The organism is Lelliottia amnigena (assembly GCF_019047465.1).
GTDB lineage: Bacteria > Pseudomonadota > Gammaproteobacteria > Enterobacterales > Enterobacteriaceae > Enterobacter > Enterobacter amnigenus.
In genome coordinates, this window is the sequence record NZ_CP077236.1 from 4,335,809 (window position 1) to 4,357,670 (window position 21,862).

General features: G+C 53.7%; 22 protein-coding genes. 10 read left to right on the top strand and 12 right to left on the bottom strand.

The annotated features are described in order from the left end of the window. Positions 1-21 precede the first annotated feature (21 nt). Both dadX and I6L74_RS20500 read right to left on the bottom strand, forming a co-directional pair. Positions 22-1,092, bottom strand: coding sequence for a catabolic alanine racemase DadX (gene dadX / locus I6L74_RS20495; protein WP_059179758.1), 1,071 nt, complete (start codon positions 1,090-1,092; stop codon positions 22-24). A 12-nt stretch (positions 1,093-1,104) separates the two neighbouring features. Continuing rightward, on the bottom strand, positions 1,105-2,403 hold the full coding sequence (locus I6L74_RS20500; RefSeq protein ID WP_059179757.1) for a D-amino acid dehydrogenase: 1,299 nt from the start codon (positions 2,401-2,403) through the stop codon (positions 1,105-1,107). 321 nt (positions 2,404-2,724) lie between these two features. Between I6L74_RS20500 and I6L74_RS20505 the strand changes: the two genes are divergently transcribed. Further along, positions 2,725-4,257 (top strand): SpoVR family protein, encoded by a 1,533-nt coding sequence (locus tag I6L74_RS20505; protein ID WP_012017747.1) that lies wholly within the window; start codon positions 2,725-2,727, stop codon positions 4,255-4,257. A gap of 53 nt (positions 4,258-4,310) precedes the next feature. On the opposite strand, the gene fadR is transcribed toward I6L74_RS20505, so the two are convergent. Further along, complete coding sequence (gene fadR, locus I6L74_RS20510) at positions 4,311-5,030, bottom strand: fatty acid metabolism transcriptional regulator FadR (protein WP_059179756.1); 720 nt, start codon at positions 5,028-5,030, stop codon at positions 4,311-4,313. A 201-nt stretch (positions 5,031-5,231) separates the two neighbouring features. Here fadR and nhaB point away from each other — a divergent pair, with 201 nt between their 5' ends. Together nhaB and dsbB are read left to right on the top strand one after the other, a co-directional pair. Then, positions 5,232-6,770 carry a sodium/proton antiporter NhaB gene (nhaB, locus tag I6L74_RS20515; RefSeq protein WP_059179755.1) on the top strand — a complete coding sequence of 513 codons (1,539 nt, stop codon included), beginning with the start codon at positions 5,232-5,234 and terminating at the stop codon, positions 6,768-6,770. A 144-nt stretch (positions 6,771-6,914) separates the two neighbouring features. Beyond that, positions 6,915-7,451 carry a disulfide bond formation protein DsbB gene (dsbB, locus tag I6L74_RS20520; RefSeq protein WP_059179754.1) on the top strand — a complete coding sequence of 179 codons (537 nt, stop codon included), beginning with the start codon at positions 6,915-6,917 and terminating at the stop codon, positions 7,449-7,451. 19 nt (positions 7,452-7,470) lie between these two features. On the opposite strand, the gene ycgN is transcribed toward dsbB, so the two are convergent. From ycgN to I6L74_RS20535, 3 genes are all read right to left on the bottom strand, one after another. After that, positions 7,471-7,914: a cysteine cluster protein YcgN gene (gene ycgN / locus I6L74_RS20525; protein ID WP_059179753.1), complete on the bottom strand. Its 444-nt coding sequence runs from the start codon at positions 7,912-7,914 to the stop codon at positions 7,471-7,473. A 96-nt stretch (positions 7,915-8,010) separates the two neighbouring features. Next, on the bottom strand, positions 8,011-8,670 hold the full coding sequence (locus I6L74_RS20530) for a fumarylacetoacetate hydrolase family protein (RefSeq protein WP_059179811.1): 660 nt from the start codon (positions 8,668-8,670) through the stop codon (positions 8,011-8,013). Positions 8,671-8,717: 47 nt separating this feature from the next. Then, entirely contained in the window at positions 8,718-8,993 is a 276-nt protein-coding gene (locus tag I6L74_RS20535; protein ID WP_059179810.1) for a YcgL domain-containing protein, read from the bottom strand. Positions 8,994-9,117: 124 nt separating this feature from the next. On the opposite strand from I6L74_RS20535, the gene minC reads away from it, so the two are divergent. From minC to minE, 3 genes are read left to right on the top strand one after another with little or no spacing between them, the layout of a single operon-like run. After that, on the top strand, positions 9,118-9,825 hold the full coding sequence (gene minC, locus I6L74_RS20540; protein WP_059179752.1) for a septum site-determining protein MinC: 708 nt from the start codon (positions 9,118-9,120) through the stop codon (positions 9,823-9,825). A 22-nt stretch (positions 9,826-9,847) separates the two neighbouring features. Then, positions 9,848-10,660 carry a septum site-determining protein MinD gene (minD, locus tag I6L74_RS20545; RefSeq protein WP_012017755.1) on the top strand — a complete coding sequence of 271 codons (813 nt, stop codon included), beginning with the start codon at positions 9,848-9,850 and terminating at the stop codon, positions 10,658-10,660. A gap of 3 nt (positions 10,661-10,663) precedes the next feature. After that, on the top strand, positions 10,664-10,933 hold the full coding sequence (gene minE / locus I6L74_RS20550; RefSeq protein ID WP_010432714.1) for a cell division topological specificity factor MinE: 270 nt from the start codon (positions 10,664-10,666) through the stop codon (positions 10,931-10,933). A 174-nt stretch (positions 10,934-11,107) separates the two neighbouring features. On the opposite strand, the gene rnd is transcribed toward minE, so the two are convergent. From rnd to yoaA, 5 genes are all read right to left on the bottom strand, one after another. After that, on the bottom strand, positions 11,108-12,235 hold the full coding sequence (gene rnd, locus I6L74_RS20555) for a ribonuclease D (RefSeq protein ID WP_128131102.1): 1,128 nt from the start codon (positions 12,233-12,235) through the stop codon (positions 11,108-11,110). A gap of 73 nt (positions 12,236-12,308) precedes the next feature. Then, positions 12,309-13,994: a long-chain-fatty-acid--CoA ligase FadD gene (gene fadD, locus I6L74_RS20560; RefSeq protein ID WP_072241904.1), complete on the bottom strand. Its 1,686-nt coding sequence runs from the start codon at positions 13,992-13,994 to the stop codon at positions 12,309-12,311. A gap of 203 nt (positions 13,995-14,197) precedes the next feature. Further along, positions 14,198-14,779 (bottom strand): Slp family lipoprotein, encoded by a 582-nt coding sequence (locus I6L74_RS20565; protein WP_059179749.1) that lies wholly within the window; start codon positions 14,777-14,779, stop codon positions 14,198-14,200. Positions 14,780-14,816: 37 nt separating this feature from the next. Beyond that, a complete protein-coding gene (gene tsaB / locus I6L74_RS20570; RefSeq protein WP_059179748.1) occupies positions 14,817-15,512 on the bottom strand; it encodes a tRNA (adenosine(37)-N6)-threonylcarbamoyltransferase complex dimerization subunit type 1 TsaB in 696 nt (231 codons plus the stop codon). Between the two features lie 65 nt (positions 15,513-15,577). After that, complete coding sequence (gene yoaA / locus I6L74_RS20575; RefSeq protein WP_059179747.1) at positions 15,578-17,488, bottom strand: DNA repair helicase YoaA; 1,911 nt, start codon at positions 17,486-17,488, stop codon at positions 15,578-15,580. 133 nt (positions 17,489-17,621) lie between these two features. Here yoaA and I6L74_RS20580 point away from each other — a divergent pair, with 133 nt between their 5' ends. Further along, on the top strand, positions 17,622-17,966 hold the full coding sequence (locus I6L74_RS20580; protein WP_012017761.1) for a RidA family protein: 345 nt from the start codon (positions 17,622-17,624) through the stop codon (positions 17,964-17,966). 6 nt (positions 17,967-17,972) lie between these two features. Here I6L74_RS20580 and I6L74_RS20585 read toward each other — a convergent pair whose 3' ends face one another. Continuing rightward, positions 17,973-18,155: a YoaH family protein gene (locus tag I6L74_RS20585; RefSeq protein WP_059179746.1), complete on the bottom strand. Its 183-nt coding sequence runs from the start codon at positions 18,153-18,155 to the stop codon at positions 17,973-17,975. A gap of 52 nt (positions 18,156-18,207) precedes the next feature. Here I6L74_RS20585 and pabB point away from each other — a divergent pair, with 52 nt between their 5' ends. From pabB to sdaA, 3 genes are all read left to right on the top strand, one after another. Next, positions 18,208-19,575: an aminodeoxychorismate synthase component 1 gene (pabB, locus tag I6L74_RS20590; protein WP_096759531.1), complete on the top strand. Its 1,368-nt coding sequence runs from the start codon at positions 18,208-18,210 to the stop codon at positions 19,573-19,575. 3 nt (positions 19,576-19,578) lie between these two features. Continuing rightward, complete coding sequence (locus I6L74_RS20595) at positions 19,579-20,157, top strand: CoA pyrophosphatase (protein ID WP_059179745.1); 579 nt, start codon at positions 19,579-19,581, stop codon at positions 20,155-20,157. A gap of 276 nt (positions 20,158-20,433) precedes the next feature. Further along, positions 20,434-21,798: an L-serine ammonia-lyase gene (gene sdaA / locus I6L74_RS20600; RefSeq protein ID WP_059179744.1), complete on the top strand. Its 1,365-nt coding sequence runs from the start codon at positions 20,434-20,436 to the stop codon at positions 21,796-21,798. Positions 21,799-21,862: the final 64 nt, after the last annotated feature.

Here is a 21,862-nt window from a genome sequence, read left to right on the forward strand (position 1 = left end):
GTTGCCTTAATTTTTGAGTGGTTACACCGTTACAACAGGGACGCGGGGGGCCAGAGCCGTTAACAGTTCATATCCGACCGTGCCCGCCGCCGAGGCAACGTCATCGACTTTCACCTCGTTGCCCCACAGTTCGACCGGTGAACCGATACCTGCCTGCGGGCACGGCGTCAAATCTACCGCCATCATGTCCATCGAAATCGTGCCAACGGTGCCAGTGCGTACGCCGTCAATCCACACGGGCGTACCGGTCGGCGCAAGGCGTGGATAGCCGTCAGCATACCCCCCAGCCACAATCCCAATGCGCTGCTCGCCCGTTGAGCGGTAACGGCTGCCGTACCCCACGGTATCCCCCGCTTTCAGCGTCTGGATGCCAATGATTTCGCTACGCAAGGTCATGACCGGTTTGAGCCCGCTGTTGGCGATGTCCTGCCACTGACCGGACGGCGACGCGCCGTACAGCACAATTCCCGGCCGCACCCATTGATAATGCGCTTCCGGATGCCACAGCGTCGCCGCCGAGTTCGACAGCGAACGCGCGCAGTCCAGCCCTTCTGCCGCCTGCTCAATCCGCGCCATGGCATCCGTAATACCGTCAGGCTTTTCGGCGTCAGCGAAGTGCGCCATCAGCGTCATTTCACCGACATTTTTGATTCCACGCAGCTGTTGCCAGACCGTATTAACGCGTTCGGGCTGGAAACCCAGGCGATTCATGCCGCTGTTCATTTTGAGGTAAATATCGAGCGGCGAATGCAGTTTCGCATTTTGCAGCGCCTTGATTTGCCAGTTGCTGTGCACGCTGGTGGTCAGACGATACTTATCCAGCAGCGGCAGTTCGTCGGCATTAAAGAAGCCTTCCAGCAGCAGAATCGGACCTTTCCAGCCGCGCTCACGCAGCAGGATCGCCTCTTCCAGATTCAGTAAAGCAAAACCATCAGTGGCACTTAGCGCGCTCCAGATGGATTCAATTCCGTGGCCGTAGCCGTTGGCTTTTACGACCGACCAAACGCGAGAGCCTGGCGCAGCACGGCGGACTATCTGCAGGTTGTTTTTCAGGGCCTGCAAATCCAGCTGAGCCAGAATAGGACGGGACATGACGACTCCTTGTTAATTATGCGCGCCGTGCAAATGCTGTGGGCGGGATGGCGTAAAACCCGACTGGTAGCGCGCAGCGCTTAGATCATCGAACGGAATCGCCGGCGTACGGCCCGAAATCAAATCACTGAGCAACTGTCCTGAGCCGCAGGCCATCGTCCAGCCCAGCGTTCCGTGCCCCGTATTGGTCCATAAGTTCTTAAACGGCGTGCGCCCGACAATAGGCGTGCCGTCCGGGGTCATCGGACGCAATCCGGTCCAGAAAGTGGCTTGTTCGACAAATCCTCCTCGTGGGAAGAGATCGCGTACCACCATTTCCAGGGTTTCGCGGCGCGGTTGCAGCAATTCCGTATTAAAACCGACAATTTCAGCCATGCCGCCCACGCGAATTCGGTTATCAAAGCGGGTAATGGCGATTTTGTAAGTTTCATCAAGGATAGTTGAAACTGGCGCGCCGTTATCCTCTTTGACCGGGATTGTGAGCGAATACCCCTTAAGGGGGTAGACCGGAATATCCAGCAATCCCTTCAGCATCGCAGTGGAGTACGAGCCAAACGCCATGACGTAACTGTCGGCTTTAATCACTTCATCGCCACATTTCACGCCGTAGATTTTTCCGCCTTCAGACAGCAATTTATCGACGGGCGTGTTGTAGCGAAACGTGACGCCAGCCTGCTCGCACATCTTCGCCAGACGCTGGGTGAAGAGCTGGCAGTCGCCGGTTTCGTCATTTGGAAGGCGCAGCCCGCCGGTCAGCTTGTGCGCCACTTCGGCCAGCGCCGGTTCCACCTGTGCCAGTTGGCTCGCCTCGAGGAGTTGATAAGGCACGCCGGCATCTTCAAGCACGGCAATATCGCGCGTGGCGTTTTCGTATTGCTGCGCGGTGCGGAACAACTGCAGCGTGCCCCCCTGACGCCCTTCGTACTCAATTCCCGTTGATGCACGCAGGGTTTTCAGACAGTCGCGACTGTACTCCGCCAGACGGACCATGCGGCCTTTGTTTTCCATGTAATGGCGAGTGTCGCAGTTGCGTAGCATCTGCCACATCCACTTGAGCTGGGACGGCGTCCCATCAAGACTGATCGCCAGCGGCGCATGACGCTGGAACATCCATTTAATGGCTTTTAACGGAACGCCTGGTGCTGCCCACGGCGCAGCATAACCGGGAGAGATCTGCCCGGCATTCGCTGCACTGGTCTCAAGCGCGGATCCCGGCTCACGGTCAATGACGGTCACCTCATGTCCAGCCTGACTTAAATACCAGGCGCTGGTCACGCCAACGACTCCACTTCCCAGGACGACAACACGCATAGCGGCTCCATTATGTGCACAAGAATAATCATCTAATTACAGATTGATAACCTAGTTGAAAATATTATTCAACATACGACTTTTTTATGGTGACTTACCTCACACCTTCCCTGACAGACTGGGAGAGGGGTAATCTGGGATCTCGTGCTACGCTTCATCGTTAGCCAGCACAATGCTCTGTGGAAGTCATGTTTTCTACCAGATCAGAAACGTGAAATCGTAAAGAAAACATTTCTGCGCCAGCACGTTTTTTAAAGCGTTGTTCTATGCTTGAAAGGAGGCTCTCCAGACAGAGAGAGCACCGACAACGAGGGCGCGCTAATGGCTACCATTGATTCGATGAACAAGGACAGCACACGTCTCAGCGATGGACCCGACTGGACTTTTGAATTACTCGATGTTTACCTGGCCGAGATTGACCGGGTGGCCAAACTGTATCGGCTGGATACCTACCCCCATCAGATTGAAGTCATTACTTCCGAACAGATGATGGACGCCTATTCCAGCGTCGGGATGCCAATCAACTATCCTCACTGGTCGTTCGGCAAAAAATTTATTGAAACCGAGCGGCTTTACAAACATGGTCAGCAAGGGCTGGCGTATGAAATTGTTATCAACTCAAACCCGTGTATTGCCTATCTGATGGAAGAAAATACCATCACTATGCAAGCGCTGGTGATGGCGCATGCCTGTTACGGGCATAACTCTTTTTTCAAGAATAACTATCTGTTCCGCAGCTGGACTGACGCCAGCTCCATTGTCGATTATCTGATTTTCGCGCGGAAATACATTACCGAGTGCGAAGAGCGCTACGGCGTGGATGAAGTGGAAAAACTGCTCGACTCCTGCCATGCGCTGATGAATTACGGTGTCGATCGCTATAAGCGCCCGCAAAAAATCTCTCTGCAGGAAGAAAAAGCGCGGCAGAAAAGCCGTGAAGAGTATCTGCAAAGCCAGGTGAATATGCTGTGGCGTACCCTGCCGAAACGCGAAGAAGAAAAAACCGTTGCCGAAGCGCGGCGTTATCCTTCCGAGCCGCAGGAGAACATTCTCTACTTTATGGAAAAAAACGCGCCGCTGCTGGAACCCTGGCAGCGTGAAATCCTGCGCATCGTGCGTAAGGTGAGCCAGTATTTCTATCCGCAGAAACAGACGCAGGTGATGAATGAGGGGTGGGCGACGTTCTGGCACTACACCATTCTTAATCATCTGTACGACGAAGGGAAAGTGACCGAGCGTTTTATGCTGGAGTTCCTGCACAGTCACACCAACGTGGTGTTCCAGCCGCCTTACAACAGCCCGTGGTATAGCGGGATAAATCCGTATGCGCTCGGGTTTGCGATGTTCCAGGACATCAAACGCATTTGTCAGTCGCCGACGGAAGAGGATAAATACTGGTTCCCGGATATTGCCGGGTCAGACTGGCTGGAAACGCTGCATTTTGCGATGCGCGACTTTAAAGACGAGAGCTTTATTAGCCAGTTTATGTCGCCAAAAATCATGCGTGACTTCCGCTTCTTTACGGTGCTGGATGACGATCACAACAACTATCTTGAGATCTCAGCGATTCACAATGAAGAGGGTTACCGTGAAATCCGCTCGCGCCTGTCCTCACAGTATAACTTGAGCAATCTGGAGCCGAATATTCAGGTCTGGAATGTGGATCTCCGCGGCGATCGTTCCTTAACGCTCCGCTATATTCCGCATAACCGCGCCCCGCTGGATAAAGGACGCAAAGAGGTGCTCAAGCATGTTCATCGTCTGTGGGGTTTTGACGTGATGATGGAACAGCAAAACGAAGATGGTAGCGTGGAATTATTAGAACGTTGCCCGGCGCGTACTAACTCTCTTTAAACACGCTAACTAAAAAGCGAAAAAAAGCCTCTCATTTGAGAGGCTTTTTACTGTTAATGCCCGTGAATCGCTAAATCACCGGGCAGATTCTTCTGCATCCGGTGCCAGATCTCGCCGCTATCACGACCGTAACGACGGACCGTTTCGTACACCTGATCGTGCAGCCCCTCAGCGCAGAGCTCGCTGAGCTTATGATAGAAACCGAGCGCCAGGCTACGGGCTTCCGGATTGGCAAAATAGTGACGACCAATGCGGGTATACAGCCCTTTCATGCCGTTGATGATCAGCCCGTAAATGGGATTACCGGAAGCAAAAGCCAGACCACGGAAAATGTTGTAGTCGAGAGTCGCAAAGGCATCGGCATGGTCTTCAATGGCATTCGCCGTTGCCAACACTTCCAGCGCCTTATCGGGATGCTGACGGAAAGCGGTGCGAATAAAAATGGTCGAGATGTTGGTGCGCACTGACAGCAGATTATCAATCAGTTGAGGAACACTTTCGTGATCGAGGCGTGCGAGCGTTTCAAGAATATTCAGACCCGACGTTTCCCAGAAGTTGTTCACTTTGGTGGGTTTGCCGTGCTGAATGGTCAACCAGCCATCACGGGCCAAACGCTGTAACACTTCGCGTAAGGTGGTGCGTGTGACGCCGATAAGTTCAGAGAGTTCGCGTTCAGCGGGAAGAATCGTTCCTGGCGCAAAACGGTTATTCCAGATGCTTTCAATGATGTACTCTTCAGCGAAACCCGCCGGGCTTTGCGCCTTTATGACCATAGTGAGATTTCCATTACACAGCTTGAACTAATGGACTCATCATACCAGAGGCTTACGGAGGCAGGTAGCGCAGCGAAGAGGGAAAAAGGGATCGCTGTTTCATTTTTATCAAATACCCTACCCTGGCAGCAAGGGGGGCATTCACCTCGATTATGCGTATAATAATGTTTTGCTTAACTTTGGCGGGGAAGGAAGTCTGTTGTGGAAATTTCTTATGGGCGCGCCCTGTGGCGCAATTTTTTAGGCCAGTCACCTGACTGGTACAAACTGACGCTACTTATATTTCTGATTATTAATCCACTGGTGTTTATCTTTCAGCCGTTTATGGCTGGATGGCTGCTGGTCGCCGAATTTATCTTTACGCTGGCGATGGCATTGAAATGTTATCCGTTGCTGCCGGGCGGTCTGCTGGCGATTGAGGCGGTTGTTATCGGCATGACCAGTGCCGAGCGGGTGAAAGACGAACTGGCAACCAACCTTGAAGTACTTTTGCTGCTGATGTTTATGGTGGCAGGGATTTACTTCATGAAGCAGTTATTGCTTTTCATCTTTACCCGCCTGCTGCTGAGTATTCGCTCCAAAACGGTGCTTTCTCTTTCGTTCTGCATGGCTGCTGCATTTCTCTCCGCGTTCCTCGATGCCCTGACCGTGGTAGCCGTGGTCATTAGCGTCGCGGTCGGCTTTTACGGCATTTACCACCGCGTCGCATCGTCCAGTAGCGATAACGATCTTCAGGATGATAGCCAGCTCGACGTCAACAAGCGTGACGTTCTGGAACAATTCCGCGCATTCTTACGCAGTCTGATGATGCACGCAGGCGTTGGGACTGCGTTGGGCGGTGTGATGACGATGGTCGGTGAGCCGCAAAACCTGATTATTGCGAAAGCGGCTGGCTGGAATTTCACCGAGTTCTTTTTGCGCGTTGCGCCCGTCAGCGTGCCGGTGTTTATCTGCGGAATGCTCACCTGTTTCCTGCTTGAAAGGACAAAAACCTTCGGTTACGGCGCGCAGCTTCCTGGACCGGTACGCGACGTGCTTCAGGAATTCGATCTGAAAAGCCGCCGCCAGCGTACTCGTCAGGAAAAGCTGGCGTTGATCGCACAAGGGATTATCGGTGCATGGCTGATCTTCGCCCTGGCGTTTCATTTGGCAGAAGTGGGATTGATTGGCCTGTCGGTCATTATTATGGCGACGTCATTTACGGGCGTGACCGATGAACACGCGATCGGCAAGGCCTTTACCGAAGCGCTGCCCTTCACCGCCCTGCTGGCCGTTTTCTTTGCCATCGTGGCGGTGATCATCGATCAGCAGTTGTTCACGCCCATTATTCACTTTGTGTTGCAGGCTTCGCCAGATTCTCAGCTGTCGCTGTTTTATCTGTTTAATGGTCTGCTGTCGTCGATCTCGGATAACGTGTTTGTCGGTTCGGTGTATATCAATGAAGCGAAAACCGCACTGGAAAGCGGTGCGATTGACATCACTCAATTTGAACGGCTGGCGGTGGCGATAAATACCGGGACTAACCTGCCTTCTGTCGCGACACCGAATGGTCAGGCGGCCTTTTTGTTCCTGTTAACGTCCGCTCTCGCGCCACTCATTCGACTCTCCTACGGAAGAATGGTGTGGATGGCGCTGCCTTATACGCTCGTATTAACGCTGGTAGGTTTGCTGTGCGTCAAATTTACCCTCATTCCTTATACGCAATGGTTCATGCAAATAGGTATACTGGCCGCGCATTAAGTCCCTGAAATCGGGCAGTTCGCTGCCCGGTTTGGCTTTCTGCATTATAAATATCCAATTACGCTTTATTTTGCCAGGAGCAGGTGGCGCATAAAACGTTTTGGTTTACACTGCGCTTTCTAAGCAAGTTCCAGGGAAATAATTATGTTGCGATATTTGAACCAGTGCTCTCGCGGTCGCGGAGCGTGGTTGTTGATGGCCCTGACCGCCTTTGCGCTGGAAATGGTAGCGCTGTGGTTTCAGCATGTGATGTTGCTGAAACCCTGTGTGTTATGTATTTACGAACGTTGTGCGCTTTTCGGCATTATGGGTGCAGGGCTTGTCGGTGCAATTGCCCCGAAATCACCTTTGCGCTATGCCGGGATCGCTATCTGGTTATACAGTGCCTGGAAAGGCATTGAGCTTGCGTGGCAGCACACTGCAATGCAGCTGCATCCTTCGCCGTTCATGACCTGTGACTTCGCCGCTCGCTTCCCGAGCTGGCTGCCGCTGGACAAATGGCTGCCGCAGGTATTTGTTGCTTCAGGTGATTGCTCCGTCCGTCAGTGGGAATTCCTGACGCTGGAGATGCCGCAGTGGCTGGTGGGTATTTTTGTTGCCTACTTCGTCATCGCGCTGCTGGTGCTGATAGCCCAACCTTTCAAGCCGAAACAACGAGACTTGTTTGGACGTTTGAAATAACCCGCCTCGGCGGGTTTTTTTATGCCCGATTGGGATGATTCAGAATATGGTCTTCCCAGTCCTGCACTTCGGATTCTTTCACCGCAATATGTCGAACAGATATACGTTCGCCATGCATCGCCACTTTTGAACCGGTGAGCAGCGGATGCCAGGTCGGCAATTCCTTCCCCTCGGCCAGCAGGCGATAGGCGCAGGTGTGCGGCAACCACTCAAACGTCGGGAGATTATCGCGGGTCAGCTTGATGCAATCAGGCTCATACTCAAAACGACGCTCGTAGTTACGGCACTGGCAGGTTTTGATATTCAACTGCTTGCACGCGACGTTGGTAAAATAGATTTCGTCGGAGTCCTCATCCATCAACTTATGCAGGCAGCATTGTCCGCAGCCGTCACACAGCGATTCCCACTCCACGTCGGTCATTTCGTCGAGAGTTTTGCTTTGCCAGAAAGGGATTTCGCTCATAAGGATGATGTCCACACGTCAAAAGAAAGCGCACCTTATAACGAGTCTGGCACGTGGATGCAAGTTTTGCCGCCGATTAAAGGCGGCAACAGGATTTTACAGCACGCGGGTTTTAACGGACTGGCCGTTGAATTCGATGTCAAGTTCATCGCCGCTGTTCAGCGGACCGACCCCTTCAGGGGTGCCGGTGAGAATGACATCGCCCGGTTTAAGGGTGAAGTAGCGGCTCATGTAGGCAATGAGCGGCAGAATTTTATGGATCATATCGGCCGTGTTGCCCTGCTGGCGGATATCGCCGTTCACTTTCAAGCTGAGCGACGTGTTCTGCGGATCGGCTTTAAAATCAGCCGTCGGGATAAAACCTGAAATCGGGCAAGAATTATCAAACCCTTTGGCCTTTTCCCAAGGTTGCCCGGCTTTCTTCATTTTGCCCTGCACATCGCGAAGCGTCAGATCCAGCGCAATGCCGTATCCCGCAATCGCTTTCTGCACATGTGCTTCGGAGGCCTGGCGCAGCGTTGCGCCAATCAGCACAGCCAGCTCAACTTCATGATGAACCGACCCCAGCCCCTGCGGCAACGCCAGCGGCTGGCGAATATCACACAGTGCGGTTTCGGGTTTGATAAACAAAACCGGCTCGTCTGGCACGGCACTGCCCATTTCCTGAATGTGCTTCGCATAATTACTGCCAACACAAACGACTTTGCTCACAGGATAATCCAGTAATGCGCCTTGCCAGTTATGATGCTGATACATGCTCATCCCCTAAACGGTTGATATATCACCCTCGGATTTCTCCGGCGTTATTTTTTCCCTTCGCCTTCGAGATGCTGTTTTAATAAATTCTCAGGCGGTGGCGGAAGCTGTAAATAATAGCCCTGATCTTTCAATGCCGTTTTGACTTTTTCCAGATCGGCGTTAACCAACTGTTTGCGCCCGTCCAGCGGCAACAGCATCGCCAGCTGCGGCGTACCGAAACCTTTCATTAATTCTTCAGGCACTCGGGAAAAATCGTCTCTCTTTTCGACATAAAGATAGGTCTGGTCGCGTTTAGCACTTCGATAGATCACACAAAACATTTTTTTACTCTGAATTAACGGGTGGTTGCTTGCCTCAATATACCAGTGACTATAACATGCCTGATACTCTTCGTAATATCGCGGCGAATGTGCTGCGATTAACAGCAAATTGAGTAAGGCCAGGATGTCAAACACGCCCATCGAGCTTAAAGGCAGTAGCTTCACCTTATCAGTGGTTCATTTGCATGATGCAAAACCCGAGGTTATTCGTCAGGCGTTAGAAGACAAAATCGCAGAGGCCCCTGCTTTTCTTAAACACGCCCCCGTGGTGGTGAACGTCAGTGGTCTGGATGCGCCGGTAAACTGGCAGCATCTTCAGCAGGCGGTTTCATCAACCGGTCTGCGGATTGTGGGCATCAGTGGCTGTAAAGATGCCCGATTAAAAAATGAAATCGAGCGCGCGGGTCTGCCCCTACTGAATGAAGGGAAAGAAAAAACGGCGCGTTCTGCGCCAAAAGAAGCCCCAACGCCCCCGCCGCAAACGCAAACTGTAACGCCTGTCACAAAAACGCGAATGATTGATGTGCCGGTTCGTTCCGGTCAGCGCATTTATGCACCAAACTGTGATCTGATTGTGACAAGCCACGTTAGCGCTGGCGCAGAGCTTATCGCCGATGGCAATATCCATGTCTACGGCATGATGAGAGGCCGCGCGCTGGCAGGAGCCAGTGGCGATCGGGATGCGCAAATTTTTTGTACCCATCTGACGGCGGAACTGGTTTCCATCGCAGGTGAATATTGGCTGAGCGATAAAATCCCAGCTGAATTTTATGGCAAAGCGGCCCGTCTGTTACTGGCAGAGAACGCTTTGACTGTTCAACCGTTGAATTGATCCCTTTTAACAAGGAATTTCTATGGCACGCATTATTGTTGTGACTTCGGGTAAAGGAGGCGTTGGCAAGACCACCTCCAGCGCGGCCATCGCTACTGGTTTGGCCCAGAAGGGAAAGAAAACCGTTGTTATCGATTTCGATATCGGCCTGCGTAATCTGGATTTGATTATGGGCTGCGAGCGTCGCGTCGTGTATGACTTCGTCAACGTCATTCAAGGCGATGCCACGTTAAACCAGGCGATGATTAAAGATAAGCGCACCGAGAATCTCTTTATCCTGCCTGCTTCTCAGACGCGTGATAAAGACGCCCTGACTCGTGAAGGCGTTGAAAAAGTGCTCGAAGAACTGAAGAAAATGGAATTCGATTTCGTTGTCTGTGATTCCCCTGCAGGTATCGAAACCGGTGCGTTGATGGCGCTCTACTTCGCTGATGAAGCGATCATCACCACCAACCCTGAAGTGTCGTCCGTACGTGACTCTGACCGAATCCTGGGTATTCTGGCGTCCAAATCCCGCCGTGCGGAAAATGGTCAGGAACCCATTAAAGAACACCTGCTGCTGACCCGTTATAATCCGGGTCGTGTCAATAAAGGTGACATGCTTAGCATGGAAGACGTACTCGAGATCCTGCGTATCAAACTGCTTGGCGTGATTCCGGAAGATCAATCCGTGTTGCGCGCCTCTAACCAGGGTGAGCCTGTGATCCTCGACATCATGGCAGACGCGGGTAAAGCCTACGCTGATACCGTTGACCGTCTGTTGGGAGAAGAACGTCCTTTCCGCTTCATTGAAGAAGAGAAGAAAGGTTTCCTCAAACGCCTGTTCGGAGGATAAGTTATGGCATTACTGGACTTTTTTCTCTCGCGGAAAAAAAGCACCGCTAACATCGCAAAAGAGCGACTGCAAATTATCGTCGCGGAGCGTCGCCGCAGCGATGCGGAACCGCACTATTTGCCGCAGCTGCGCAAAGATATCCTGGAAGTGATTTGTAAGTACGTGCAGATCGACCCGGAGATGGTCACCGTGCAGCTTGAGCAAAAGGACGGAGATATTTCGATTCTGGAGCTGAACGTCACGCTGCCAGAAGCAGAAGAGTCGCGTCCCTAGTTGAGTGAGGCATAACCTCAATAATTTGCGTTGCGGGAAGACGGCAAGAGAAGTGCTCCCGAGGCGCTGGCAGCAGTCAGTGATTCGGGTGAATGAACGCCGCCGACACCTGTAATTTACAGTATGACGGTTATATAACCCCGGCGCGGTTTTGCGTGCCGGGGTTATCATTTCTTAGCGCGGATAGCCTTCCAGCAGCACTTTCAGTCGATCGGCCATCAAATTACCGCGCCAGCCCGCCATCATTTCCGGCAGGCCATTTTGCGTTTTCAGCTTCCAGTGCCAGTTCAGCAGTTGGTTAATCTGACGACGTGACGCCAGCAGTTCAGGACTCACCTTGTTTTCCGTCCCTATTTCCAGCACCAGCGCTTTGATATCTTTGAACGCCTTGCGATAGCCAGGCATATCCATCAGATTTAACAGCGGCTCAGGCAGTTCATCTTCGGGCAGCTGTTGCGCTTGCGCGACCAACGCCAGCAAGGTTTTCCCGTGGAATCGGATCTCGCTTCCGGACAAGCCAATGCTGTCCAGCTCACCCATGCTGCCCGGCATATAGCGCGCCACGGCCCAGAGGTGCTCTTCACGAACCACAAAATTCACGGCCAAATCGCGCTCACGCGCCTTACGCAGACGCCACTCAGCCAGAAGTTGCAGGCAGGCGAGCTGGCGCGTACGCAGCTGCCAGGCATTGGTGATATCACGCCAGGCGTCTTTGGGATCAACCGTTTCCTGACGGCGCTGCTGCGTCATTCGGCACTCATTGAGCGCCGCATCAAGCCAGCCCGCGGCTTCGGCCTCTTTCATCAGCTGACCGGCGATAGGCAACAGATAGAAGACGTCGGCGGCCGCATAGTCAAGCTGACGTTCAGTCAGGGGGCGCGCCAGCCAGTCGGTACGTGACTCGCTCTTGTCGAGCGCAATGCCAGTGTACTCTTCTACCATCGCAGCGAAGCCCCAGGAAAGCGGACGGCCTGAGAATGCCGCCAAAATTTGCGTATCGATCAAGGGTTCCGGCATGATGCCAAAGGTGTTGAGAAACACTTCCAGATCTTCACTGCCTGCGTGCAGATATTTGGTGATGGCAGTATTAAGCAGCAGTTCACGCATCGGCGACCAGTCGGTGATGCCGAGAGGGTCGATGAGAGACACATTCTTGCCATCGTACATCTGGATCAAACCTAACTGCGGATAGTAGGTCCGCGTGCGGACAAACTCGGTATCCAGAGCGATGGCAGGAAAGTCGCGGGTGACATCGCACAGCGTTGCCAGTTCGTCGTTGGTTGTGATCATCTGGTAATTCAAAACGGTTTCTCTTTGGTTTGCGCCCATAAAAAACGCCGGCTAAACCGGCGTCTCATGGCGACTCACTCGAAGCTTAGGCTTTATTGTCCACTTTGGCGCGTGCTTCGTCACGTAATTCTCGTCGTAATATCTTCCCGACGTTCGATTTTGGCAATTCATCGCGGAACTCGACCAGCTTCGGCACTTTATATCCGGTCAGCTGACGGCGACAGAAGGTAATGAGTTCTTCTTCGGTCAGGGAGGACTCTTTTTTGACCACGAAAATCTTCACCGTCTCGCCGCTGCTTCCCGCGGGAACGCCAACGGCAGCCACTTCCAGCACCCCGCTGTGCTGCATGACGACATCTTCAATTTCGTTGGGATAGACGTTGAAGCCGGAGACGAGAATCATGTCTTTCTTACGATCGACGATACGCAAGAATCCTTCGTCATCCATCACCGCGATATCACCCGTGTGCAGCCAGCCGCCTTTCATGATTTCATCAGTGGCGTCAGGTCGCTGCCAGTAACCTAGCATCACCTGAGGGCCTTTGACACACAGTTCGCCCGGTTCCCCGTGCGCCACTTCATTGTCTTGATCATCCACCAGCTTGGCTTCTGTCGAGGGAACCGGCAGACCAATACTTCCGCTGTGGTAATCAATATCATGCGGATTCACGCTGACTAATGGCGCGCATTCCGTCAGGCCGTAACCTTCAAGCAGGTACTGACCCGTCAGCTTAACCCAACGTTCGGCCACGGCTTGCTGAACCGGCATGCCGCCGCCCGCCGAAAGATGAAGAGTAGAAAAATCGAGCTGCTGGAACTCTTTGTTATTCAGTAGCGCATTAAAGAGCGTATTCACGCCCGTCATCGCCGTAAACGGATATTTCGCCAGCTCTTTCACCAGGCCTGGAATATCACGCGGGTTGGTGATTAACAGATTTTGCCCGCCCAGTTCGATAAACAGCAGGCAGTTCATGGTCAGTGCAAATATGTGATACAGCGGCAATGCCGTGACGACCAGCTCCTTGCCACGGTGCAGCAGCGGGCCGTAGGTCGCATTCACCTGCTCGAGATTGGCCAGCATATTGCGGTGCGTCAGCATCGCACCTTTCGCCACGCCGGTCGTCCCGCCGGTGTATTGCAGGAACGCCAGATCGTCCGGCACCACTTCTGGCTTCACGTACTGCATACGGTAGCCGTTATGCAGCGCGCGGCGGAAAGAGATCGCGTCCGGAAGATGGTATTTCGGGACCAGACGCTTAACGTATTTGACAACGAAGTTAACCAGCGTGCCTTTAGCCGTCGAGAGCTGATCGCCCATGCGCGTCAGGATAACGTGGCGGACCTGCGTTTTATCGACCACTTTTTCCAGGGTGTGGGCAAAGTTGGAGACAATCACAATCGCCGCGGCACCGCTGTCGTTTAACTGGTGTTCAAGCTCGCGCGGCGTATACAGCGGGTTAACGTTAACCACGATCATGCCCGCCCGCAGGATCCCAAAAAGTGCCACCGGATACTGGAGCAGGTTTGGCATCATCAGTGCGACGCGGTCCCCTTTCTTCAGCCCTAAGCCTTCCTGCAGGTAAGCCGCAAACGCCCGGCTGCGCTCTTCCAGTTTGCGGAAGGTCATCACTTCACCCATGTTCACAAACGCAGGCTGATCGGCGTAGCGCGTGACGGAATTTTCAAATAATTCAACCAGGGATTGATAACGGTCAGGATTGATCTCCGCAGGAACATCCGCGGGATACCGGTTTAGCCAAACCTTCTTCAATGCATCACCTCTGAAATGAGCGTTCGTCGTCATCGCAACCCCGAGAATAAACAGTTCGTTAACATTATATTAACTCAGCGTACCAGTTTATTAATTGTCCAGATTTAAGGTTGCGAAGCGCGTCACTCTTTTTTTTGTGTTATAGCCGTAAAAAACAGAGACAGCGGCTGAGCCGCTGTCTCTTATCTAAATATAACAATACGTTATTCTGTTACGATGGTCTGTACCTGCGCCGGACCTGGGTTATACCAGCCCCATCCACCGTAGCCATAGCGGTAGGGATGCGGACCCCAGAACCAGGGATCGATCGGCTGCGGTGGCAGCATAACCTGCTGCGTGACGCGCCAGCGTTTATAGCCGTTCGCCTGCATCGTCATAAATTTATATGGCGTGCTGCCAATTTTACCTTGCTGCGCGCCAGTGATTGGCCCGACAACCGTGACCAGTTGCCCACGGAAATCAACCGGATCGAGGAAGCCATTCACATCCGCGTAAATACGCCCACGGGAGGCCTCTCCCAGTATGGGACGCGCACCGCTATCCAGTGGAACCGTCGCAATCTCAAGGCGGGTTTTGCCCTGCTGATTGATAACCTCAACGACTTTCCCGCCAAAGCGCGCTTCCTGCCCGACGTACAGTTCAGGGGCATTCATCACCCGCACCAGATCTTGCTGCGGCGTCGGGCTGGTTCCTTTGATCGCGTCAGGGACGGTCACACAACCACTCAACGCGACGGCAATTGCGCTCGCCATAATCGGACGTACAACTTTCTTTTGAACCGCCATGATGCGACTCCCTTTTCTCAGCTCGTATTACTGAGATTCACGCTCTGCCCGGAAGTTTCTTCCAGGCGACTTCATTTCGCAAATAAACTGGCTCAGCCTGTTCAACTGCAACGGTTTTTCCCGCAGCAAAGCGCTGACACGCGATTGGCAGCATATCTTCTGCAGCTGGCAGCAACATATTGCCATCGACCAGCGTCAGGCCACTTTCTTTGGCCATATCCGGCCACGCTGGCCATCCCGTTCCCACAGTAGCCCAATCGCCAGATAGATGTTTCAACCGTTCGCCAACGGCCTCCGGTTTGAGCACGCATTCGGTCTCTTCACCGTGCCAGACACCCTGCTCATCGCGGGTATATTCCGCCCAGTAAACTTCACCCATGCGCGCGTCAATAGCCGCCAACACACGCGTTGCGCCACTTTTTCGGAAAGCGCCTTGCGCCATGGTGGCAAGCGTTGATACGCCGATCATGGGAAGATTTGCCCCCAACGCCAGGCCCTGCGCAATGCCGATGCCGATGCGCACGCCGGTGAAGCTGCCTGGCCCACGGCCAAACGCCAGCGCGTCAAGTTCAGTTAAGGAGGTGTTGCCCTGGTTCAGAATGTCTTTTACCAGCGGCAGAATACGTTGGGTATGTTCCCGGGGGCACTCTTCAAAATGGGCAAAGAGGTTACCGTTATCCCACAGGGCGGCAGAACACGCCTCTGTTGCGGTATCAATAGCCAGAATTCGCATGGGTCTCGCGCTCTCGCAGTGGTCAGTCAGAAAATGGCGCGCATCTTAGCATACTCCAGGGCAAATTACTCCGCCGTTGGATTCGCCAGGAAACGCACGGCACGGTTGATGTCGCGCGTGCGCGGCGCGGGCGGCAGGCTTGCCAGAAACGTGGCGCCGTAGGGACGCATCACCAGACGGTTATCGCAGATAACCAGCACGCCGCGATCGTCGATATCACGAATCAGACGTCCCACGCCCTGTTTCAGGGTAATCACCGCATCCGGCAATTGCACGTCATCAAACGGATCGCCACCACGTATGCGACAATCTTCCATGCGCGCTTTGAGCAGCGGATCGTCGGGTGAGGTAAACGGTAATTTGTCGATAATCACCAGCGACAGCGCATCGCCGCGTACGTCCACCCCTTCCCAGAAACTGCTGGTCGCCACCAGCAACGCGTTACCGGCGGCGACAAACTGCTGCAAAAGTTGTCCTTTGCTGGTTTCACCCTGTAACAGGACGGGGAGCGTCATCGTGGCGCGAAACTGCTCTGCCAGGTCGCGCATCATTGCGTGCGACGTACACAGCATAAAGCAACGGCCATTGTTGGCTTCGATCATCGGTTTAAGCATCGCCGCCAGATGCCGCGCTGCGCCCGGTTGATTAGGCAGCGGTAAATTGCGCGGGACGCAGAGCAATGCCTGCGTTTCGTAATCAAACGGGCTCGGCAGCAACAGGGATTCGGTGTTTTCAATACCCAGACGTTCGGTGAAGTGGTGGAGATCGTCATTCACCGACAGCGTGGCGGAGGTAAAAATCCAGCTGCCCGGTTTCTGGGCCATCACTTCTTTGAATTTATCCGCCACGGTCAGCGGCGTCAGGGCCAGCGTGAACTGCCGAGCGGTGCATTCGTACCAGTAGCTAAAACCAGGCTGGTTGGTCTCTTTCAGGCGTTTCAGACGGGTGCGATAGAGCGTGGCGCGTTCAAATGCCGCATCCAGCAAGGCGCTACGGCCAAGCGACAGTTTCGCCACGTCGTAGCACAACTCCAGCGCGTCATCAAGAAGCAACAGCGCGCGTTGGATATTGCTGTCAGCCAGCAGCTCACGAAGATTACCGCGAAAACCGGGCTCCCCCAGTTGCAGGCGGAAATCCTGCGCGCTTTGCGCGAGACGATCGGCGCATTTTTGCAACTGCTGGGTGTCGCGTAATTCAGTGCGGTAGGCAATGGTGAAATCTTTGGCGAGATCCTGCAACTGACGGCTGGACAGTGACTGACCAAAATACTGGCTGGCGATATCCGGTAACTGATGCGCTTCATCGAAAATCATCACTTCCGCTTCCGGGATCAGTTCGCCAAATCCGCTGTCTTTAACCACCATATCTGCCAGGAATAAGTGATGGTTAACCACCACCACGTCGGCGTCCATCGCGGTTTTACGCGCTTTGACGACAAAACAATCTTTATACAGAGGGCAGTCGCTGCCCAGGCAGTTATCGTTGGTGCTGGTGACCAGCGGCCACGCCTGAGAATCTTCCGCGACGCTGGCGCAAGTGCTGATGTCCCCGTCGGTGGTTTGATTCGCCCACGCACGCAAAATAATCACATCGCTGAGGGTTTGTACCGGGAGGTCGCCGCCCGCAAGAGCCTGTGCTTCAAGGCGCTCCAGACAGAGATAGTTTGAGCGGCCTTTCAGCAGCGCCAGACGGCCTTTATAGTTCAGCGCCTTAGCGACCGTCGGCAAATCGCGGCTGTAAAGCTGATCCTGCAACGCTTTCGATCCCGTAGAGATGATCACTTTCTTTTTTGCGCGCAACGCCGGCGCAAGATAGGCGTAGGTTTTACCCGTGCCGGTTCCCGCCTCAACCACCAGGGGTTGAGTGTTTTGAATGGCGCGGGTCACCGCTTCCGCCATATGCCGTTGCGGCTCACGCGGCTTGAAACCGGGAATCGCCTGCGCTAACTGACCCTCTGCTGCAAAATCGTCTGCCACGTTTCTCTCTCACTGTATTTTTGCACAGGGATTATGTCAGCCCGCCCTCTTCTGTGCCAGTCGAAATAGTGACGAGTGCGGAACAATGTGGCAGTCTTGCCCATTGCGATGGAAAATAATCAGGAAAAAATTTATGACAATTTTGCGCATTGATGCCGAAGCCCGCTGGTCTGACGTCGTCGTTCACAACCAAACCATTTATTACACCGGCGTGCCGGAAAACCTGGATGCAGACGCATTTGAGCAAACTGCCAATACGCTGGCACAAATTGATGCGATGCTGGAAAAACTGGGCAGCGAAAAGTCGCGCATTCTGGATGCGACAATTTTCCTGGCAAACAAAGACGATTTCGCGGCGATGAACAAAGCCTGGGATGCGTGGGTGGTGGCGGGTCACGCGCCTGTACGCTGTACCGTACAAGCCACGCTGATGAAGCCGGAGTATAAGGTCGAGATCAAAATTATCGCGGCGGTTTAAGCCCGATTATTCTTCGTCCTCATCATCAAAAAGCGCCACAATCCGCTCGCCGGTATGGGTGGCGCGAATTTCCTGAGCTACCGTGGTAATCGCCTCACCGCTGCTCATGCCCTGGGTCATCAGTTCCTGAATACGCTCGACTGCTTTTTGCTGCTGTTCGTGGCTCAGAGAAGGTAAACCTGCAAACATTGTCAACTCCTGCTAAATTATCCGCGCTCATTATTTCACGCTGCCCTATAGTATGCCACACATGAAGACTTTACCCCCTACTGTCATTACATTGCCGTGGCGCCATGACGCCGCCGAATTCTGGTTTGCGCGCTTAAGCCCGCTTCCCTGGGCAATGTTGCTGCATTCCGGGCATGCGGATCATCCCTATAGCCGCTTTGATATTCTGGTCGCTGACCCGCTGACGACGCTGGTCACGCAAGGCGATACGACGCGCATAACCTCTGCGTTCTCGCGTCTGTCTCATGAAGATCCGCTGACGTTACTTGAACAAGAAACCCGTGCGCTGGCACTGCCTGCGGACCCCAATCCTGACCTGCCTTTTCAGGGCGGGGCGCTGGGCCTTTTCGGTTACGATTTGGGTCGTCGGTTTGAAACGCTGCCCGATATCGCGCAGAGTGATATTTCGCTGCCGGATATGGCCGTGGGATTGTATGACTGGGCAATCATTGTCGATCACCACAAAAAAGTGGTTTCGCTCCTCAGCCATTCGGACGTGAATGCTCGTCTGGCGTGGATCGACGCGCAACCCGAACCCGAGACGGCTGCGTTTTCTCTGACGTCTGCCTGGCACTCAAATATGCGCGCTGAGGACTATGCCGATAAGTTCGGGCAGGTGCAGGCGTATTTACACAGCGGTGACTGCTATCAGGTGAATCTCGCCCAACGATTCGAGGCTACGTACCGGGGAGATGAGTGGCAGGCGTTTACACGTTTAAACGCGAATAATCGTGCGCCGTTCAGCGCGTTTCTACGCCTGGAACAGGGCGCGATCCTGAGCCTGTCGCCAGAGCGTTTTATACATCTGGCGGACGGAACAATTCAGACGCGCCCGATCAAAGGCACGCTTCCGCGCCTGTCAGACCCAGCAGCGGATCGCGAGCAGGCCGAAAAACTGGCCGCATCGCCGAAAGATCGCGCCGAGAATCTGATGATTGTCGACTTAATGCGTAACGATATTGGCCGCGTTGCGGTTCCGGGGAGCGTGCGCGTCCCTGAACTGTTTGTCGTGGAGCCGTTCCCGGCGGTTCACCATCTGGTCAGCACCATTACAGCGCAACTTCCTGCCAGCCGTTCCGCCTGCGATCTGCTGCGCGCGGCGTTTCCTGGCGGGTCCATCACCGGTGCTCCGAAAGTCCGCGCAATGCAAATTATCGACGAACTGGAGCCGCATCGTCGTAACGCCTGGTGCGGCAGCATTGGTTATGTGAGCGTGTGCGGCACCATGGACACCAGCATTACCATTCGTACCCTGACGGCCTGCGACGGAAAACTCTATTGTTCTGCGGGAGGCGGGATCGTGGCGGACAGTCAAGTCGATGCTGAATATCAGGAAACATTTGATAAAGTAAACCGCATCCTGCAACAACTGGAGAGCTAACGGATGGAGACTCACGATTTAACTCTGGATGATTTTTTGTCACGTTTTCAGCTCTTGCGTCCGAAGATTAGTCGCGACGTGTTGAACAGCCGCCAGGCCGCGGTGCTTATCCCGGTGGTGCGTCGCGAACAGCCGGGACTGTTACTCACCAAACGCTCATCCCACATGCGTAAGCACCCGGGTCAAGTGGCGTTTCCCGGCGGTGCGGTAGATTCAACAGATGCGTCGTTGATTGCTGCCGCGCTGCGAGAGGCTCACGAAGAAGTCGCCATTCCACCGGAAGTGGTTGAGATTATTGGCGTGCTGCCGCCCGTTGATAGCGTCACCGGATTTCAGGTCACACCCGTCGTGGGGATTATTCCGCCCGATCTTCATTATCATGCGAGTGAAGAGGAAGTTGCCGCCGTATTCGAAATGCCGCTGAGCGAAGCGCTGCGTCTGAGCCGCTATCATCCGCTGGATATTCAGCGTCGTGGGCACGATCACCGCGTGTGGTTATCCTGGTATCAGCATTATTTTGTCTGGGGCATGACGGCGGGGATTATTCGCGAACTGGCTCTGCAAATTGGAATGAAGCCTTAATTCTAACTTCAATGTTTCAACTCAATGCTTCAACTCCGGGTGCGTGAATTTTGTGACGCGCATCCCTCTCCTGCCTGCCGAAATCATGAGCATATATACTTTACTCCATGGTTGCTGACACAAGTTTACCGTAGCGCCCTCGGCATTAGTAAATTCACTCAAAATCATTAGTTTTATTCATGTGAATAGTTCAGCCGATCCCAGGGTTCCCTCTTACACTATGCGCAGTTATAACATCGTTACTGGAACCCCAGTAACCCTGTCAGGAGTGAGAAAGTGATTAGTATATTCGACATGTTCAAAGTGGGGATCGGTCCATCCTCTTCCCACACTGTAGGGCCGATGAAGGCCGGTAAACAGTTCGTCGATGATCTGGTCGAAAAAGGATTACTGGAAAGCGTTACCCGCGTAGCTGTAGATGTCTACGGTTCGCTGTCATTGACGGGTAAAGGCCACCACACCGATATCGCCATTATTATGGGTCTGGCTGGAAATATGCCGGACACTGTTGATATTGACGCCATTCCGGCGTTCATTCGAGACGTAGAAACACGCGGTCGCCTGCTGCTGGCAAAAGGTCAGCACGAAGTGGATTTCCCGCATGACGACGGCATGCGTTTTCGCAGTGATAACCTGTCACTGCACGAGAACGGAATGCAGATCCACGCCTTTAACGGCGACAAAGTGGTGTACAGCAAAACCTATTACTCCATCGGCGGCGGTTTTATCGTCGATGAAGAACACTTTGGTAAAGACACAACGGGCGACGTTAACGTGCCGTATCCGTTTAAATCCGCCAAAGAGATGCTCGATTATTGCCACGAAACCGGCTTGTCCCTTTCCGGGATGGTGATGCAAAACGAACTGGCATTGCACAGCAAAAGCGAAATTGAAGCCTATTTTGGCAACGTCTGGACAACTATGCAGGCGTGTATCGACCGGGGGATCAACACCGAAGGCGTGTTGCCAGGTCCGCTGCGCGTTCCGCGTCGTGCGTCCGCTCTGCGTCGCATGCTGGTCACCACGGACAAATTCTCTAACGATCCGATGAATGTGATCGATTGGGTGAATATGTTCGCGCTGGCGGTCAACGAAGAAAACGCCGCAGGCGGCCGTGTGGTCACCGCGCCAACAAACGGCGCATGCGGTATCGTCCCGGCGGTTCTGGCCTATTACGATCACTTTATCGAACCGGTCACCACTGACATTTATATCCGTTATTTCCTCGCAGCGGGTGCTGTTGGCGCGCTGTACAAAATGAACGCGTCTATCTCTGGCGCTGAAGTGGGCTGTCAGGGTGAAGTGGGCGTAGCGTGTTCGATGGCAGCGGCAGGTCTGGCAGAGCTGCTTGGCGCAAGCCCGGAGCAGGTTTGCGTGGCGGCTGAGATCGGCATGGAGCATAACCTGGGTCTGACGTGTGACCCGGTTGCCGGTCAGGTACAGGTTCCGTGCATCGAGCGTAACGCGATTGCATCCGTTAAGGCGATCAACGCCACACGCATGGCGATGCGCCGTACCAGCGAACCCCGCGTTTCGCTGGATAAGGTCATCGAAACCATGTACGAAACCGGTAAAGACATGAACGCTAAATACCGTGAAACCTCTCGCGGTGGTCTGGCGATCAAAGTGCAGTGTGACTAAGCACAGCGCCTGATATCTCCCCTCGCCCATCTGCAACGGATGGGCGAAATTTTTTCCCTTTCTC